12 protein-coding genes are annotated in these 15104 nt (G+C 65.6%); 6 read left to right on the forward strand and 6 right to left on the reverse strand.

What is annotated here, in order from left to right:
* Positions 1-6 precede the first annotated feature (6 nt).
* Genes WKW82_RS18020 through WKW82_RS18030 form a run of 3 tightly spaced genes read left to right on the forward strand, consistent with a single transcriptional unit; the run spans position 7 to position 4058 of the window.
* Entirely contained in the window at positions 7-1572 is a 1566-nt protein-coding gene (locus WKW82_RS18020) for a TIR domain-containing protein (RefSeq protein ID WP_340343696.1), read from the forward strand.
* The gene (locus tag WKW82_RS18025) at positions 1569-3662 is read left to right on the forward strand and encodes an nSTAND1 domain-containing NTPase (protein WP_340343697.1); all 2094 of its coding nucleotides are present in this window, start codon (positions 1569-1571) and stop codon (positions 3660-3662) included. The genes WKW82_RS18020 and WKW82_RS18025 overlap by 4 nt, the downstream gene beginning before the upstream one ends.
* Complete coding sequence (locus WKW82_RS18030; RefSeq protein WP_340343698.1) at positions 3663-4058, forward strand: hypothetical protein; 396 nt, start codon at positions 3663-3665, stop codon at positions 4056-4058. It abuts the gene before it with no gap.
* A 134-nt stretch (positions 4059-4192) separates the two neighbouring features.
* Here the strand turns inward: WKW82_RS18030 and WKW82_RS18035 are convergent, their stop codons facing one another.
* Complete coding sequence (locus tag WKW82_RS18035; protein WP_340343699.1) at positions 4193-4498, reverse strand: DUF2917 domain-containing protein; 306 nt, start codon at positions 4496-4498, stop codon at positions 4193-4195.
* Positions 4499-4642: 144 nt separating this feature from the next.
* Here WKW82_RS18035 and WKW82_RS18040 point away from each other — a divergent pair, with 144 nt between their 5' ends.
* Complete coding sequence (locus WKW82_RS18040) at positions 4643-7213, forward strand: ATP-binding protein (RefSeq protein WP_340343700.1); 2571 nt, start codon at positions 4643-4645, stop codon at positions 7211-7213.
* Positions 7214-7347: 134 nt separating this feature from the next.
* Here WKW82_RS18040 and WKW82_RS18045 read toward each other — a convergent pair whose 3' ends face one another.
* Entirely contained in the window at positions 7348-8976 is a 1629-nt protein-coding gene (locus WKW82_RS18045) for an FAD-dependent oxidoreductase (protein WP_340343701.1), read from the reverse strand.
* An 8-nt stretch (positions 8977-8984) separates the two neighbouring features.
* Positions 8985-9965, reverse strand: a complete 981-nt coding sequence (locus WKW82_RS18050; RefSeq protein WP_340343702.1) for a tripartite tricarboxylate transporter substrate binding protein — start codon at positions 9963-9965, stop codon at positions 8985-8987.
* 144 nt (positions 9966-10109) lie between these two features.
* Between WKW82_RS18050 and WKW82_RS18055 the strand changes: the two genes are divergently transcribed.
* Positions 10110-10994: a LysR family transcriptional regulator gene (locus WKW82_RS18055; protein WP_340343703.1), complete on the forward strand. Its 885-nt coding sequence runs from the start codon at positions 10110-10112 to the stop codon at positions 10992-10994.
* On the opposite strand, the gene WKW82_RS18060 is transcribed toward WKW82_RS18055, so the two are convergent.
* The 3 genes from WKW82_RS18060 to WKW82_RS18070 are packed head-to-tail and all read right to left on the reverse strand — an operon-like array spanning position 10989 to position 13600.
* Entirely contained in the window at positions 10989-11597 is a 609-nt protein-coding gene (locus WKW82_RS18060) for a hypothetical protein (protein WP_340343704.1), read from the reverse strand. The genes WKW82_RS18055 and WKW82_RS18060 overlap by 6 nt on opposite strands.
* Positions 11590-12624, reverse strand: coding sequence for a zinc-dependent alcohol dehydrogenase (locus tag WKW82_RS18065; protein WP_340343705.1), 1035 nt, complete (start codon positions 12622-12624; stop codon positions 11590-11592). The genes WKW82_RS18060 and WKW82_RS18065 overlap by 8 nt, the downstream gene beginning before the upstream one ends.
* A 16-nt stretch (positions 12625-12640) precedes the next feature.
* Complete coding sequence (locus WKW82_RS18070; RefSeq protein WP_340343706.1) at positions 12641-13600, reverse strand: Bug family tripartite tricarboxylate transporter substrate binding protein; 960 nt, start codon at positions 13598-13600, stop codon at positions 12641-12643.
* Positions 13601-13724: 124 nt separating this feature from the next.
* Here WKW82_RS18070 and WKW82_RS18075 point away from each other — a divergent pair, with 124 nt between their 5' ends.
* A complete protein-coding gene (locus WKW82_RS18075) occupies positions 13725-14642 on the forward strand; it encodes a LysR family transcriptional regulator (protein ID WP_340343707.1) in 918 nt (305 codons plus the stop codon).
* Positions 14643-15104 lie beyond the last annotated feature (462 nt).

Here is a 15104-nt window from a genome sequence, read left to right on the forward strand (position 1 = left end):
TAGCGCGTGCGCGGCGGCGCACGAGACGGACACAACAGGAGCGTGGACATGGCGTTTCTTCCTGGCTTCGCTTTCGACATCTTCGTCAGCTACAGCCATGTCGACAACCTCGGCGACCTGTGGGTCAATAAATTCCACGACCGGCTCGAGATCGCGCTAGCCAAGCAGCATGGGCGCGCTGGCGTCATCACGCTGTGGCGCGACAAGCGCCTGCACGGCAACCAGCTCTTCGACAACACCATCAAGGCGGCGGTGGAGGGCTCGGCGCTGTTCCTGGCCATCACATCAAACGGCTACCTGGCCTCCGACTACTGCCTGCAGGAGTTGCGCTGGTTCCATGCGAAGGCCGAGGCCGAACCGCAAGGCGGGCGGGTGGGCGATACGTCCCGCATCTGCAACGTGCTGCTGGCGCCGCTGCCGCCCGAGCGCTGGCCTGTCGAGTACGGGCGCAGCTCCGGCTTCCCCTTCCACGACGCCGACGACCCTAACGACCCGAGCGGCGCGCTCGGCCAGCCGACCGATCCGGAAGAAGACCGGCTACGCTTCAAGCGCCAGATGAACGCGCTCACCGTGGCGTTGATTCAGACGCTCCAGGCCTTCCACGCAGCGCTCGAGCAGGCAACGGCGGCACATGCTCCGGCACCGGCACCCGCGGCGTCGGCGTCGACGTCAGCGGGGCCGCGAGTCTTCGTCGCCGATGTCTCCGACGCACTGGCCGGCCATCGGCGACGGCTGGTCAGCGAACTGCGCACCAAGGGCCTTGCCGTCGCATCCAATGTGCCGCCACCCTACGAGGCCGAAGCACACGACGCCCGCGTGCGGGAACTCACGCAGGAGGCGTTGCTTAGCGTGCACCTGCTCGACCAAACGCCGGGGCGCGAGGTCGACGGCGTCGATGGCCAGACCTACCCGCTGCGCCAGCTGGAACTGGCGCGCGGGCGGGCCAGCTCGCAACTCATCTGGGTACCGAGCGACCTGGACACGCCAACCGTTGAGGACGAAGCCTATCGCGGCATCCTCGAAAACCTGGAGAACGGTGAACGCGAAGGCTCGGGGCACGATTTCGTGCGTGGGGCGCGCCCGCTGCTGGTGTCGCAGATCGTTGACAAGGTGGCGCAGCTGCGCAAGCGCGCCGAAGCCCAGGCGGGGCCGCGCGGCAGCGTGCTGTTGGACACGCACCTGAAAGACCAGCTATATGCGCTCGAGCTGAGCAGGCTGCTCGTCGGGCGCAGCATCCAGCCCTACATCAACCCGCAGGAAGACGACCCGAACAAGAACCTGGAAGCGTTCGAAAGCCGGCTGCGCCAGGTGTCGTCGCTCGTCATCCTGTTCGGTCAAGTGAGCGAAGCCTGGGTGCGCCGCCGGCTCGGCCTGGCGCTGCAGATGAGCGTCATCAACGACCTGCAAGTGAAGTCGTTTTTCGTCCTCATCGTGCCGCCCGCCAAGGCGAGCGACGCCGAGAGGTTTGCGCGCGGGCCGGTGCAGGTGCAGCTCATCGACAACAGCGGCAGTCCTGATCTCGCCGCGCGTTCGGTGGACACGTTGTGCGGCGCGGACGGGGTACCGGCATGAAGATGGGCGATAGCCAGAATCCGTTCGTCGGGTTGCGGCCGTACGAAGCCGACGAGACCCTGCTCTTCTTCGGCCGCCACCAGCAGGTGGCTGAACTGCTGCGGCGACTGCACGCGCTGCGATTCCTGGCGGTGGTGGGGAGCTCCGGCTGCGGCAAATCTTCGCTCGTGCGCGCCGGCCTCATACCGGTCCTGCAGGCGGGTTTCCTGGTCGAGGAGCGTGACGTCTGGCTGCTCGGCACGATGAAGCCCGGGACCGCGCCGCTGGCCAACCTGGCCGCCTGCGTGCTGGGCAGCTGCAGCAGCGAGCCGGTGCCCGAGGCACGGACGGCCGAACTGCTTGCCGCCATCAGGGAAGGGCGCGCCGCGACCGTGCTCGAAGCGCTGTCGGCCACGCTGACCGCGCGCGACGCCAGCTTGCTGCTGCTGGTGGACCAGTTTGAGGAAGTCTTCCGCTTTGTCGGAGACGACGCCCCGCAGTACGAGCGCGACCAGGCGAGCGATTTCGTCGCCATCCTGATCGAACTGGCGGCGCAGCGCGCCGTTCCGGTCTACGTGGTCATCACCATGCGCTCGGACTTTCTCGGCGAGTGCGATGCCTTCGTCGGCCTGCCCGAGGTGCTGAACCGTGGCCAGTATCTGGTGCCGCGGCTCACGCGCGAGCAGCGGCGCGATGCCATCGAAGGCCCGATACGGCTGTACCGACAGGAGATCGCGGCGCGACTGAGCGATCGCCTGCTCAACGAGACCATCGACAGTCGCGACGACCTGCCGGTGCTGCAGCACGCGCTCATGCGCACCTGGGACGCGTGGGCACTGGTTGCGCAAGGGCCGGTCGACATCGAGCATTACGAAAGCGTGGGCACCATCAAGATGGCGCTGTCGCGCGACGCCGATGCCGCGCTGGAGGGCATGAGCAAGGACGAACTGCAGCTGACCCGGGGCCTGTTCCAGGCCCTGACCACGGTGGACTCGACGAACCGCGGGATACGGCGGCCGGCAAGGCTGGCCGCCATCGCCGCGCGCTGCCGCGCCGAGCCGGCCCGCATCCTTGCCATCGTGGAGCGGTTCCGCACCGACGGCCGCCTGTTCCTGGTGGTGTCGGAAGAGCGGCCGGGCGCCGACCCGGTGATCGACATCTCGCACGAGAGCCTGATCCGCCAATGGCGGCTTCTCGGCCAGTGGGTGGCCGAGGAAGTGGAGTCGATCAAGACCTTCAAGCGGCTGGTTGAGTCGGCGCGGCTCTACCGCAATGGCAAGTCGGGCCTGTACCGCGACCCCGATCTGCAGACCGCGCTCGACTGGCAGGCCGCCGAGGCGCCCAACGCGGCATGGGCGGCCGACCAGCACGAAGACATCGTGCCGGCACAGACCTTTCTGGCTGCCAGCAAGGCGGCGCGCGACCGCTGGCTGGCGGAGCGCGAGTTCGAACGCCGCTGGCGACGTCTTCGCAACAGCATCGCCGCGCTCGTACTCCTGCTCTTCTTCGCCAGCTTCGGCGTGCCACCGGTGAAGGCGTTCTGGGACTCCGCCGAGGCGGCGATCCGGCCGGCCATAGAGCGCATTGAGCTCAAGGCACAGGAGGCAATCGTGCGCAAGGACCCGGCGAACGTACCCATTCCGCCGGTCCGCACAGCGTCCCTCGCCGTTGCCCTGGCCGAGATGATCAAGTTCGGTTCCCACGTCGTGTTGTACCTGGTGCTGACCTACGGCGCGCGGCGCGTCTACGGGCGCCTGGCGCTCAAGCCGATCCAGCGCATTGTCGGCGCGCAGATCCGGCCGCCGCCGGAGCAGCAGCCACGGAGCGCGCGCGTGCTGGCCGCAGTCCGGCGCGGACTGCTGCGGGCCATCGAAGTGACGGGCAAGTGGGTCTCGGTGCTGGTCGGCATCGGCGTGCTCACTACCTGCTCTGCAATTGGCATCAGCAGTCGCAGCGGCGGGTGGCTGCTGGTCGCAATCGGCCTCGCGCTGGCGCTGATTCTGGTCGGCTGGGTGCTGGCCGTGACCCGGCTGAATTCGGAAGTCGAGGCGATCGGCCAGCGGCTCGACGAGAACCTGGCCGATGGGCCGCGCGCGCCGCAGGAGGGCTGAATGACGGCGCCTTCACGCGAGCACGGGCGCCCTGCGCGGGCATTCCGGTTCGTCGAGACCGCCGCCCGATGGCTCTCCGCCGGCGTGGGCGCGCTGGTGATGATTGTGTATTCGATCGGGGGTGCGATCGGTGGCGACCTGAGTGTCGTGCTGGGTGGCGTGGGCGTGGGCGGCGTGCTGCTCGGCTGGGTGCTCGCGGTGCGGCGCCTAGATTCCAGCCTGCGAACCCTGCGCGAACGCTTGCCCGAGGCAGGTCCCCTGGAGCCAGCCGTCCTTCATGACGGGCCGCGGTTCAAGGGCACTTCGAGCACAGCCTCAAGCTCCCGGACTTCGCCTTCCAGTCCCAGCGCTGTTGCCGACAGCGCCACGACCTCTGGACGCAGCGGCGCCACGTAAGGCGATGTGGATGTGGGCCGCCGAGCACCACGTCGGCGCCGGCTTCGGCCCAGCGCCACCCAACCAGAGCGTGGCCATGCCACAGCAGCGCATCCGCTCCTGCAAGCTGAACCTGGAAAAAGCAGTTGACCGCTTCAAACGACTTCGAGGCGACGTCGCCAGCCCCGCAGCAATGAGCCGAGGGGCCTGGCAGGCCGATGTTGCACCTGCGGGTGCGACAACCGCGCCAGACTGGGGCCGAATCCCGTCACGATGACCCTGGCCGCGTCCTCCACGAGATACCGTTCGCCAGGCTCGAGTTCGACGTCCTTGAGGGAACCGTCCCGGGTGATCCAGAGGCACCCGCTGATGCACGTGACGCTGGAGCCGACAGCATCCACAATGCGGACGAACAAATCGCGGTCCAGTTCCACGAAAGCCTGGTCGAAGTTGGCGGTCATGTCGTTCTCCTCTGTGGGTTGGCCGGGCTTTGCTGCCGGGATGAACTTCAGTGTCTTGTGCCCGCGCCGCCGACGCGATGAAGCCGGCGTGAATCCTTGTGAATCTCGACCGGGTTGTGAGGCAGCACTCAACCGCTTCAACCGATGAATTCCACCGTCCAGCGCTTTCGATTCGGCCGATTCGAGGTGCGGCCCGCGCAACGTCTATTGCTGGCCGACGGCGAGGACGCCAACATCGGCGCCCGTGCATTCGACACGCTGGTCGCGCTGATCGAGCGGCGTGACCGCGTGGTGAGCCGGGACGAACTGTTCGATCTCGTCTGGCCTGGCCTCGTCGTGGAGGAGAACAACCTGCGCCAGCAGGTCGCGGCGCTGCGCAAGGTGCTCGGCGCTGCGGTGGTCGCAACGGTGCCGGGGCGTGGCTATCGGTTTGCCATGGTGCTGGACGGCGAAACGATCGCGCCACCGGCGCTCGCCGCGCGCACCGGCCTGCAGCACAACCTGCCACTGAGCCCCACCGCCCTGATCGGGCGCGAAGCTGAACTCGCCACGGTGCTGGACCTGCTGGCGGGTACTCACCTCCTCACGCTGGTAGGCGCCGGTGGTGTCGGCAAGACGCGATTTGCCCTCGAAGTCGCCGACACCGTCCTTGGGAACTTCAAGGATGGCGTGTGGTTCGTGGCGCTGGCGCCTGTCGCCGACCCGTCGCTGGTGACGCGCACGGTGGCCGGCGTGCTCGGCGTGCATGAGGAACCCGGCCGTCCGCTCATCGACACCTTGCTCGACTTCCTGCGCCATCGCGAACTGCTGATCGTGCTGGACAACTGCGAACACGTCATCGACGCCTGTGCGCAGTGGTCGGATACGGTGCTGCGCACCAGCGCCAGAACGCGGACGCTGGCGACCAGCCGGGAAGCCTTAGGCATCGATGGCGAACGGGTCTGGCGCATGCCCTCGCTGCGCGCGGCGGTGCCCGATGCCGAACCATCGCCCGATGAGCTGATGGACTATCCCGCGACCCGCCTGTTCGTGCAACGCGCCACTGCCGCGTCTCCAGCGTTCCGGTTGATATCGGAAAACGCCGCCGCGGTGGCGCTGCTGTGTCATCAACTCGACGGCATCCCGTTGGCGCTGGAACTCGCGGCGGCGCGCGTGGCAGCGATGCGCGTGGAGCAGGTGGCTGAGCGGCTGCGCGACCGCTTCGGGCTTCTGACGCGCGGCAACCGAACCGCACCGCCGAGACACCAGGCGCTGCGCTCACTCATCGACTGGAGCCACGATCTTCTGACGGAGCCCGAACGCGCGTTGCTGAGGCGGCTCTCGGTATTTGCCGGCGGCTGGACCCTGGAAGCCGCCGAAGCGACGTGCAGCGGGGACGGCCTGGCAATCGAAGACATCCTGGACCTGCTGACGCAACTGGTCGAAAAGTCGCTGGTGGCGTTCGATGACCCATCGAGCGGGCCGCGCTACCGGATGCTGGAGACGATTCGCCAGTATGGGCTGGAGAAACTGCTCGCTTCCGGCGAGGCCGCTGCGCTTCGCCGGCGGCATCTCCAACATTTCGTCGGGTTTGCCGAAGCCATCCGCAGCAAGTTGGTGGGTCTTGAGGAGCGGCAATGGAATGCCCGGGCCGAATCCGAACTCGACAACCTCCGCGCCGCGTTGACCTGTTCGCTCGAACCGGGCCATGCCGAACTTGGGCTGCGTCTTGTCAATGCCTTGCACGGCTTCTGGTATCACAACCTGCACTGGAAAGAGATCATTGGCTGGATCGAACGCTTGTCGATGCAGGCCGGCGAGGACGGATCTGCCGCCTTGCAGCGTGCCCACTCGCTCTACGTCGCCGGGATGCTGCTGAGCAACTTCGATCCACCCGCGGCGCGGCGACACTTCGAAGAGTGCCTGGCCACGTCGCGCGCGCTGGACTCCGACAGCGGCGTGGCCTGGGCGCTGACGGGGCTGGCCTACGTGGACAGCCGCAAGCGCGACCCCGCCACGGCCGAGTTGTTCACCGAAAGCCTGCGTATCGGACGCGGCATCCAGGACCCCTGGGAACAGGCGATGCTGACCATCCAATGCCTGATCTGCCATGCCGGCTACGAGATGCTGATGGGGCGTGACGACGCGGTCGAGGCGATGGTGCGCGACTGTGAAGCGGCGAACGCCAGGCTCGGCCATAGCCGCAGGTACAGCGGCCACTGCCATGCCCTGTTGGGAAAAGTCGCAAGCCGGCGCGGCCAGCATGAGCGGGCCGGCAAGTTGCTGGCCGAAAGCCTGGCCCTGTACCGCGCCATCGATGCGAAATTCGACATCGCTGGCAGTCTGGTTCAACTGGGCTACCTGGCGCTCCATCAGGGCGACGCTATCCGGGCGCTCGAGCTCTTCAGGGAGAGCCTGTCGCTGCATCGCAACTACCCGACGTCTCGATGGATCACCAGCGGCCTGGCCAACCTCTTGATCGCCTACGTCGCGTGCGAGCAATGGACGATCGCGGCTCGGTTGGCGGGCGCGCTCAATGGCACCCGTGCCGAAGGCGCACCTGCCGTGGTGCTGCCCGAACTGTCCGGCCGCGTGCAGCGAGCCTACGAAGCGGCGTTCTTGCGCATTCGGGCTGCGCTGGGCGACTCTGCTTTCAAGCACGAATGCAACGCGGGAGCGCAAATCACGCGCGAGCAGGCGATCGAACTTGCGTTGACTAAAAGTCAGCTCACTTGAACCATGCAAGCAGGGTCACGGCCTTGAGCAGAATTTCGACTCGCGATTGACGCCTTCTGCAATGCTGGCCAAAGCAGTCGTTCGAGGCCTCGCGCTCGGACTCCTCCAAGCTGCGCGTGGCGAGGCCTGGAACGTCAGCGATCGGCATGCTTGTAGCCCACGCGCTGAACTGGCGTCAACGCACCGAAACTTGGCCACGCCAGCAGTACACCTTGCAGTTCAAGCGTGCGCTGGAAGTCCCCGAGCATGTCCTTGTCGGCGCGCACTGCGCGCAACGGTTGCTTGCGCGCGAGGGAGAACGCCGCCAATGTGCCGGCTGCTTCGCCGATGCTCCATTCGGTCGCATGCTCACGGTACGCGCCGTTCGTGATGCGCGTGGTTCCCAGGTTCTTGCAGGCGGGCAACAGGTTCTCGACCCGCACCGGCAACAACGCGCCGAGTGGGATCTGGAAAGGGAACGAGTCGATGTCGACCGTGTTGCGTCCTCGCGTACTCGGGTGCAGGTCGATGCGATAGGCGCCGATGCCCACGCTGTCTGCAAACCGCTCCGCACCAGTCTCTCGCGGTCGCGCCGCCACGCCGATGTGCTGTTCCAGCACCGTGAACTCCGCGTTGATGCGGCGCCCTTCGCGGTAGTAGGCCTGCTTGGCCAATCCGTCTGCCGTGCCCAGGACGTCTCCACGCAACCTCAATCCACGGTAGCCATGGCCGCCGTCGTGGCGCGGTGCATCGGTCTGCATCCAGTAAAAGAAGGCCAGGCTGAACTGCCGCGATTCTTCCAGGGCCAGGGCCTGCGCCTCGGGCGACACGCCAACGACCGGCTTCTCCCAATAGTCCATCTGAGGCCAGTTCGCCAGCGTGATGTCGCTGGTGTAGCTGCCAGTCTCGAAGTTCTGCCGATAGGCAATGCGCCGCGCATGCCACAGGTCGTAGAGCGAGTCGGTGTCGGTGGGTCCGACGAATAGGGGCCGCTCCCGCGGCTGGTGCGTGACGAAGTCACTCAGTGTCCAGCTCAACTGCGGGCCCGGCCAGCAATCGAGTTGCAGTGTCTTGAGCCGTTCGTAATCGGCGGGCTTTTCGATCGTATGGTCCTCGTCGGGCAGGTAGTCTGCGGCGAGGCACCAGGTGATGGCCTGCTGGTCGAACGGATCCGCTTCGGGCAACGCGTGCAGTTCGTTCGTCCGCGACTGCGCTTCCGCACCGAACACATGTTCGACCTTGGCCATCTCGACCAGGTCGCCGATCTCCGTGGCATCGACAAAGATGGGGGCGATCAGCACAAGCTCCGTGTCGGCATCCAGGTCGCGCACATGCACAGCGCGGATGCGATCTCCATCGGTCTCGGCCTTGAGCAGGCGATGCTTGCGCAGCACGGTCACGCGGCCGGCCGCAACGTGCGGCGCCAGCAATTCGTCGATCGCCTTCACCGCAACCCACGGTTCGTGGCACAGCGAACTGACGTTGCCTTGCCCGGGGTTGAGCCGGACGCGCATGCGCGCTGCATCCGTCAGCGGCATGTGTCGCCGGTAGTAGTTGCGGATCGTCTCGCGAAACGTGGCGTAGCTCTGCGAGGCCGTCAGGTACTCGATCCAGGGATATTCGTCGGGCGGAACAGCTTGCGAAGTCAACTGGCCGCCGAGCCAATCGAGCTCCTCCACCAGGATGACCTTCGACCCCAGCCGTGCGGCCGCCAGCGTGGCGGACACGCCGCCCAGGCCGCCGCCGATGATGACGACATCGGCGCTTCGTTCAGTGGCGTTCATGTTGCGGCTCACTCCGCCTTGATGCCGAGCTTGCGGATCGCGTCGCCGTAGCGCTGCGTCTCGCTGGCGATCAGCTTGCCGAACTCGGCGGGGCTGCCCGGAGCGCCTTCGACGCCCATAGCTTGCAGCTTGGTCTTCGTCTCCGGATCGCTCAGTACCGCGTTGATTTCCTTGTTCAGGCGCGCCACCACCGCGGTGGGCGTGCCGGCGGGCGCGAGGACGCCAAACCAACCGGTCACCTCGAACCCCGACATGCCCTGCTCCGCAACCGTGGGCACATCGGGCAGCACGCTCGAGCGCGTTTTCGTGGTCACCGCAAGCGGACGCAGCTTCCCTGCCTTGATGTGGGGCAGTGCGCTGGACGGAATGTCGAAGCCCAGATCGACCTCGCCCGACAGAAGCGCCGTCAGCGCCGGGCCGGAGCCCTTGTACGGCACCATGACCATGTCGATCTTCGCTTCGTTCTTCAAGAATTCTGCCGCGAGGCTGGTGGTCGTCGCGCCGCCACCACCGGCTGCGTAGTTGAGCTTGCCGGGACTCTTGCGAGCCGCATCGATCACGTCCTTCAATTGCTTGTAGGGCGCCGATGCCGGAGCCACGATCACGACGGGCGATGCGCCGACCTTGGCGACGGGCTCAAAGCTCTTCTGCGTGTCATAGCTGAGCTTGGGGTACAGCGCTGCACTGCCTGCATGGCCGCTGGTGACCATCAGCAGCGTGTACCCATCCGGCTTCGACGCAGCGACCGCCGCCGTTGCAATGGTGCCGCCCGCGCCCGGCTTGTTGTCGACGATCACCGGTTGCCCGAGCGCGCTGCCGAGCTTTTGCGCCAGCAGTCGCGCGAGGTTGTCGGCCGAGCCGCCCGCCGCAAAGCCGACGACCAGGGACACGGGCTTGGTGGGATAGGTCTGTGCTTGCGCGGTGCACAGTGCCAACGCGGCAGCCGCGACGAAGAGGCCTTTGGACAAGGGGCGGAGGATCGGAGTCATGGTCTGTCTCTTTGCAAGGATGTTGTGAATGGCATCGATGCTAGGAATTCATGCCGCGCGGGTCCAATACCAATCAGGGCGCAGGCTATAACATGGTGTTCTTGCACAGGGTTTTCACCGAACAACATGTAGTAGGTGCCAAGCGTGAATCTGCGCCAGATCGAAGTCTTTCGCGCCGTGATGACAACCGGCTCAACAACCAACGCGGCCAGGCTGCTGCACGTCTCTCAGCCGGGGGTCAGCCGGCTCATCCGGCACCTTGAAATCCAGTTGGGCGTGACACTCTTCGAACGTCGCAACTCGCGCCTCGTCGCAACGCCGGAGGCGCATACCTTGCAAGCTGAAGTCGACAAGGTGTACCGCGGCGTCCTGCATGTGCAGAACGTGGCGACCCACTTGCGCTTTGGCGACCATGCCACGCTGCGGGTGTTGTCGAGCGCCAATACGGCGCTCCAGCTCGTCCCGGTTGCTACGGCGAAGCTGCTCGAGCGATTCAGCCATTCCAAGGTGTTCTTCGAGTCCCTGCCGACCCGCGAGATCGTGCAGACGCTGGTTGCCGAAGAGGCAGACGTTGCGATCTCGAGCGCTCCGCTGGACCACCCGGTTCTGGATGTCCGCGAGATCGGGCGTTGGACGCTCCAGTGTGTCGTGCCCAAGGGCCACGCCTTGCTGGCCAGGAAGTTCGACCTGGCCACGGCCTTGCAGCAGCGCCTGGTCGTCTACAGCCCTGAAGCACCGCAGAGCCGCGTCATCGATGCCTGGCTTGAAAAGTTCGGCATCGCACGGCAGGTGGCGGTGGAGGTGCGCTCGGGCTATGCGGCCTGCGCCATGGCCGCCAGCGGAGCGGGCGTCGCATTCGTGGACAACTTGTCTGCACGCGCGCATCGCTCCGAGAATCTTGAGTTGCTCAAGATCCCGGACGCGCCGAATTTCGCGATCTACAGCGTGACCAACGTCAACCGGCCACCCTCGCAACTCGGACAGACATTTCTCGAACTGGTGGCCGGCGAGTTGGCGAGCCTTTCATAGCGCCGATTGAGGCGGTCGAAGGAGGCTGTACAAGGTCGCGTCCGGGACCGGTGCCGGTACAGCCACGGCTTCGCCTGGCAGGCCGACCGCCACGAGCCAACTGCCCTCGATCGCATGCGCCTGGCCGCCTTGAAGCCACGGCAGGGGTGCTGCATCGCGCGACCTCCGGGCGAGCAGCAAACCATCGTTGGAAGCGCGATCTGCCGCGCGCAAGCGCGCGACGGATTCCGCATGGACGGTCCACACCGCCATGTTGGTGGACGAACCGAACGCTTGCGACTCGCGAACGTCGCAGACCCAACGCGACAAGTTGCAAAGATGTGGACGCATGCGAGCGCTCATGGGCGTTGGGTCGCTCAGCAGTGCACGGTAGGCCTCGCTCTCCACCACACGCGCATCCCGCATGCCATAGATCGTCAGGTAGCGCGGTGCAATGCCATCGCCCAGGCGGCGATAGCGCCGGCCCCACAGCATCCCCGGCACAGTCAGGCGTTCAGGCACGTGTTCGTCGGCATGCCAGGCGTTGTATTCCGCATCCAACTCGGGCGCAACGTCGTTCCAGAGTGCCAGGACGGCACCTGCGGCGGCCACGATCTCATTCATCGCATGGACCCGGCTTCAGCAGCACTTTGCTCGCTGACTTGGCATGCGCCAGTGCGAACCCCTCTGCGGCTTGCGACAAGGGCAAGACATGACTGACCATCGGGCGCATGACCTCATCCATCTCGCCGATCAGTTCAAGGGCCAGCGGCCAATCGGACTCGGGTGGACGGAAGGAGCCGCGCAATTGCTGCTGGTTGCGCACCATCGGCGTGAGGTCGAGCGCCAGCGGGCGAGCGTGAATGCCAGTCACAACGACGATGCCATTTCGCCTCAGAAGCGCCAGGCATTCCGTGACGGTCTCGGGCACGCCCGTCGCTTCAAAGATCACGTCGAATGACTCTCCGGCCGTGTGCTCACGGCAGCCTTCGGCGAGCGATTGCCTCGCCACATCGACCAAGGCTGCGAAGCCCATGCGACGCAATGCATCGAATCGGGCAGCGTCGTCGAAGCCACTGACGACCACCTGCCTGGCCCCCGCCCGCCGCGCCAGCGCCGCGATGCCTTGGCCGATGGTCCCGGGACCCATGACGAGCACGCGCTTGCCGGCGACGTCGCCAGCGATGCGAAGCGCCTGCATGGAAATGGTGAGCGGCTCGGTGAGCGCTGCGAGCTCGTCGCTCACGCTGTCGGGCACGGGTACGCAGTTGCGCAGCGGTACCTTGACCCAGGGTGCAAAGGCACCATCGCGCGTCATCCCGATGCCGCGTCGCTTTTCACAACCATCAGGGTCGCCTGCCTCGCAAGCGGCGCACACGCCGCACGTCACCGAAGGACGCACCACGACGCGCTGGCCTGCGAGGGGCCCGGATTGCGCCACGCCGACGAACTCGTGCCCAATCGTGACCGGAATGCTCTGGGTGATGAAGGCGTAGCTGGGCGTCCAGTCGTCCACGTGCAGGTCGCTGCCGCAGATGCCAGTGGCGCTGACTTTCACCAGCACGTCGGTGGATCCCGCGTCCAGCAGCGGCGCCGGAACATCCACCAGTTCGAGGCCCGCTTCCGGGCGCGTCTTGCGCAAGGCTTGCATGATGTGGATTCCGGAATCAGTCGATGCTGATGCCGACCTTCGTGATGATGGCGCCCCACTTGAGGCTCTCGGCCGCTATGAAGGTCTTGAACTCATCGGGCGAGCCGCCGCCGATGATCAAGCCCTGTTTGGCGAAGGCTTCGCGCACGCCCTTCTCCTTCATCACCTCGTTGACGTCCGCATTGATCCGGCGCACCAGATCCGGAGACGTGCCGGCGGCCGTGAAGAGGCCGTTCCAGGCCAAGGCTTCGAAGCCGGGATAGCCCGACTCGGCGACCGTCGGCAGGTCCTTCATGGTCTCGGTACGCTTCAGGCTGGTTGCCGCCAACAGGCGGATGCGCCCGCCCTGGATCAGCGGCAGCAGCGCCGGGGCGACGGTGAACAGCGCTTGTGTCTCTTCGGATGCCACCGAAATGCCGGCCGGTGGCGAACCGGCAAACGGCACATGCGTCGCCTCGAATCCCGCAGTGCTCTTGAACAATTCCATGGTCAAGTGCGAGGAGCTGCCTGCGCCGACGGAGGCGTAGTTGATCTTGTTGCCCTGCTTCTTCGCCCATGAAACGAATTCAGGCAGTGTCTTCGCGGGGTGGCTCGCCGCCACCGCCAGTACATTGGGCTGGGACGATGTCAGCACGATGGGCAGCAGATCCTTGGCGGGGTCGTATGCCATCTTCTTGTACATGTGCGGGCCGAAGGCGATCGGCCCGTTGAAGCCGATGCCCAGGGTGTAGCCGTCGGCCGGGGCCTTGGCGACCGCGGTCATGCCCAGCATGCCGCCAGCGCCGGCCTTGTTTTCAACCAGCACCGGCTGTTTCCAACGTTCGCGCAGCTTGTCGCCCAGCGTGCGGGCGATGAAGTCGAGCGAGCTGCCGGCCGGCGCCGGCACGACGAGCTTGACCGGCTTGGTGGGCCAGCTTTGGGCCGAGGCGGCCAGGCCAAATGCGCATCCCGCAAGCAGGGCAAAAGTTTTCTTCATCTGTGTGTCTCCGTTGGGTGGGCGGCGCATCAGCGCCAGGAATGAACGAATTCTGGGCGCGTAGCTTCGATATTCCAAACACCGATAAGCTATGGTTTCTATACCTTGTGGATATGGAGTCGACATGACGATGGAACTGAGGCACTTGCGCTATTTCGTCGCCGTGGCCGAGACCGGCAACCTGAGCCGGGCCGCCGAAAAGCTGTTCATCGCGCAGCCGCCGCTGTCCGTGCAAATCCGGCAGCTTGAAGAGGAAATGGGCACTGCGCTCTTTGTGCGCCATCCCAAGGGTGTTCGCCTCACAGCAGCGGGCGAATCCCTGCTACCGGAAGCGCGCTACCTGCTCGATCGGGCTTCACGCATGAAGGAGTCTGTGACGGGAAGCGCGAGCAGCGGCCACTTGGCACTCGGCTTTGTGCCCTCCGCCAGCAGCACCGTGCTGCCGAAGCTCATCCGGCTTCTGAAGAAGGCGCATCCGGCCCTTCATATCGAGCTACGCGAGATGATCAGCAGCGAACAGGCCGAGGCGATAGCTGCGGGGCATCTCGATGCCGGGATCGCGCGCACCAAGCCGCACCATCCGCGTCTGATGGTCGCAGCCGAGATGTCCGATCCCTTCTGCCTGGCGCTGACGCCACAAGAGGCCCGCCGCGCCGGCAACCCGGTGGAACTGCGCAGCTTTGCGAATCACGATTTCGTCGCTTTCACGCGGCACCGGGGGCCGGCGTACTTCGACCAGTCGATCTACCTGTGCGCCAAGGCGGGCTTCAGCCCGCGCATTCGGTATGAAGCGAGCACCGTGCATGGCGTGCTCGACCTGGTGGGCGCAGGCCTTGGCGTGGCGCTCGTGCCCTCTTCATGCGCGCTGCTTGGCGTGGCGGGTGTTTCGTTTCGCAGCCTTCGGGGTGCCAGCGCAGGCGAATTCCTCGTGTTGTTGCAACGAAAGGCCGATTCGAATCCGATCTTGCCCATGCTCGCCGATGCGGTCCGCGCGAACTTTTTGGAACTCAGGCATCGCATGGCGGCAACGTTGGTCGGTTGATCGCATCATGCGCGGTGTCTGCATCGGGAATCGAGATGGAATCGGCATCTGGAGAAATGCCGGCAGTCCTCTCGGTCGATGCTGGAGTCGGGCTTGATTGAAAAAATTGTGACATGCGGAGCAGTGCTTGCTGATGGCCGTCGCCAGAATTGCCGCAGTAAAGTTATTCAGACACTCAGACAGACATCGATAGAGTCGTCGAAGAATCTCGCAACTGAGCTACTTCGAGAAGTGAAGGAGGCATGTCCAAATCTGGGTGATGCTCCAGCTTTCCGCAAGTACTTTGGAGATCTGGCGATGCCGGGCTAGCGCGACCAAGCGCTTCCGTCAAATTTGCAGCGATTGCGGTCATAGACCTGGCGTTGGCGACTGACTCAGATCGGCCAGCAACCGCCGCCCGGTACCTGGTCGCTGCCCGGTCCAGGCTTCCTTGCTGACATTGGGGCCGCCCGTCTCAACTGC

This window comes from Variovorax rhizosphaerae, assembly GCF_037889975.1.
Lineage (GTDB): Bacteria > Pseudomonadota > Gammaproteobacteria > Burkholderiales > Burkholderiaceae_C > Variovorax > Variovorax rhizosphaerae.

What these genes read in the sequence shown, in the direction of transcription:
- WKW82_RS18025 (WP_340343697.1), top strand. Translation starts at nt 1,569, where the DNA reads ATGAAGATGGGCGATAGCCAGAATCCGTTCGTCGGGTTGCGGCCGTAC.
- WKW82_RS18030 (WP_340343698.1), top strand. Translation starts at nt 3,663, where the DNA reads ATGACGGCGCCTTCACGCGAGCACGGGCGCCCTGCGCGGGCATTCCGG.
- WKW82_RS18065 (WP_340343705.1), bottom strand. Translation starts at nt 12,624, where the DNA reads ATGCAAGCCTTGCGCAAGACGCGCCCGGAAGCGGGCCTCGAACTGGTG.
- WKW82_RS18070 (WP_340343706.1), bottom strand. Translation starts at nt 13,600, where the DNA reads ATGAAGAAAACTTTTGCCCTGCTTGCGGGATGCGCATTTGGCCTGGCC.
- WKW82_RS18050 (WP_340343702.1), bottom strand. Translation starts at nt 9,965, where the DNA reads ATGACTCCGATCCTCCGCCCCTTGTCCAAAGGCCTCTTCGTCGCGGCT.
- WKW82_RS18075 (WP_340343707.1), top strand. Translation starts at nt 13,725, where the DNA reads ATGACGATGGAACTGAGGCACTTGCGCTATTTCGTCGCCGTGGCCGAG.
- WKW82_RS18040 (WP_340343700.1), top strand. Translation starts at nt 4,643, where the DNA reads ATGAATTCCACCGTCCAGCGCTTTCGATTCGGCCGATTCGAGGTGCGG.
- WKW82_RS18035 (WP_340343699.1), bottom strand. Translation starts at nt 4,498, where the DNA reads ATGACCGCCAACTTCGACCAGGCTTTCGTGGAACTGGACCGCGATTTG.
- WKW82_RS18045 (WP_340343701.1), bottom strand. Translation starts at nt 8,976, where the DNA reads ATGAACGCCACTGAACGAAGCGCCGATGTCGTCATCATCGGCGGCGGC.
- WKW82_RS18060 (WP_340343704.1), bottom strand. Translation starts at nt 11,597, where the DNA reads ATGAATGAGATCGTGGCCGCCGCAGGTGCCGTCCTGGCACTCTGGAAC.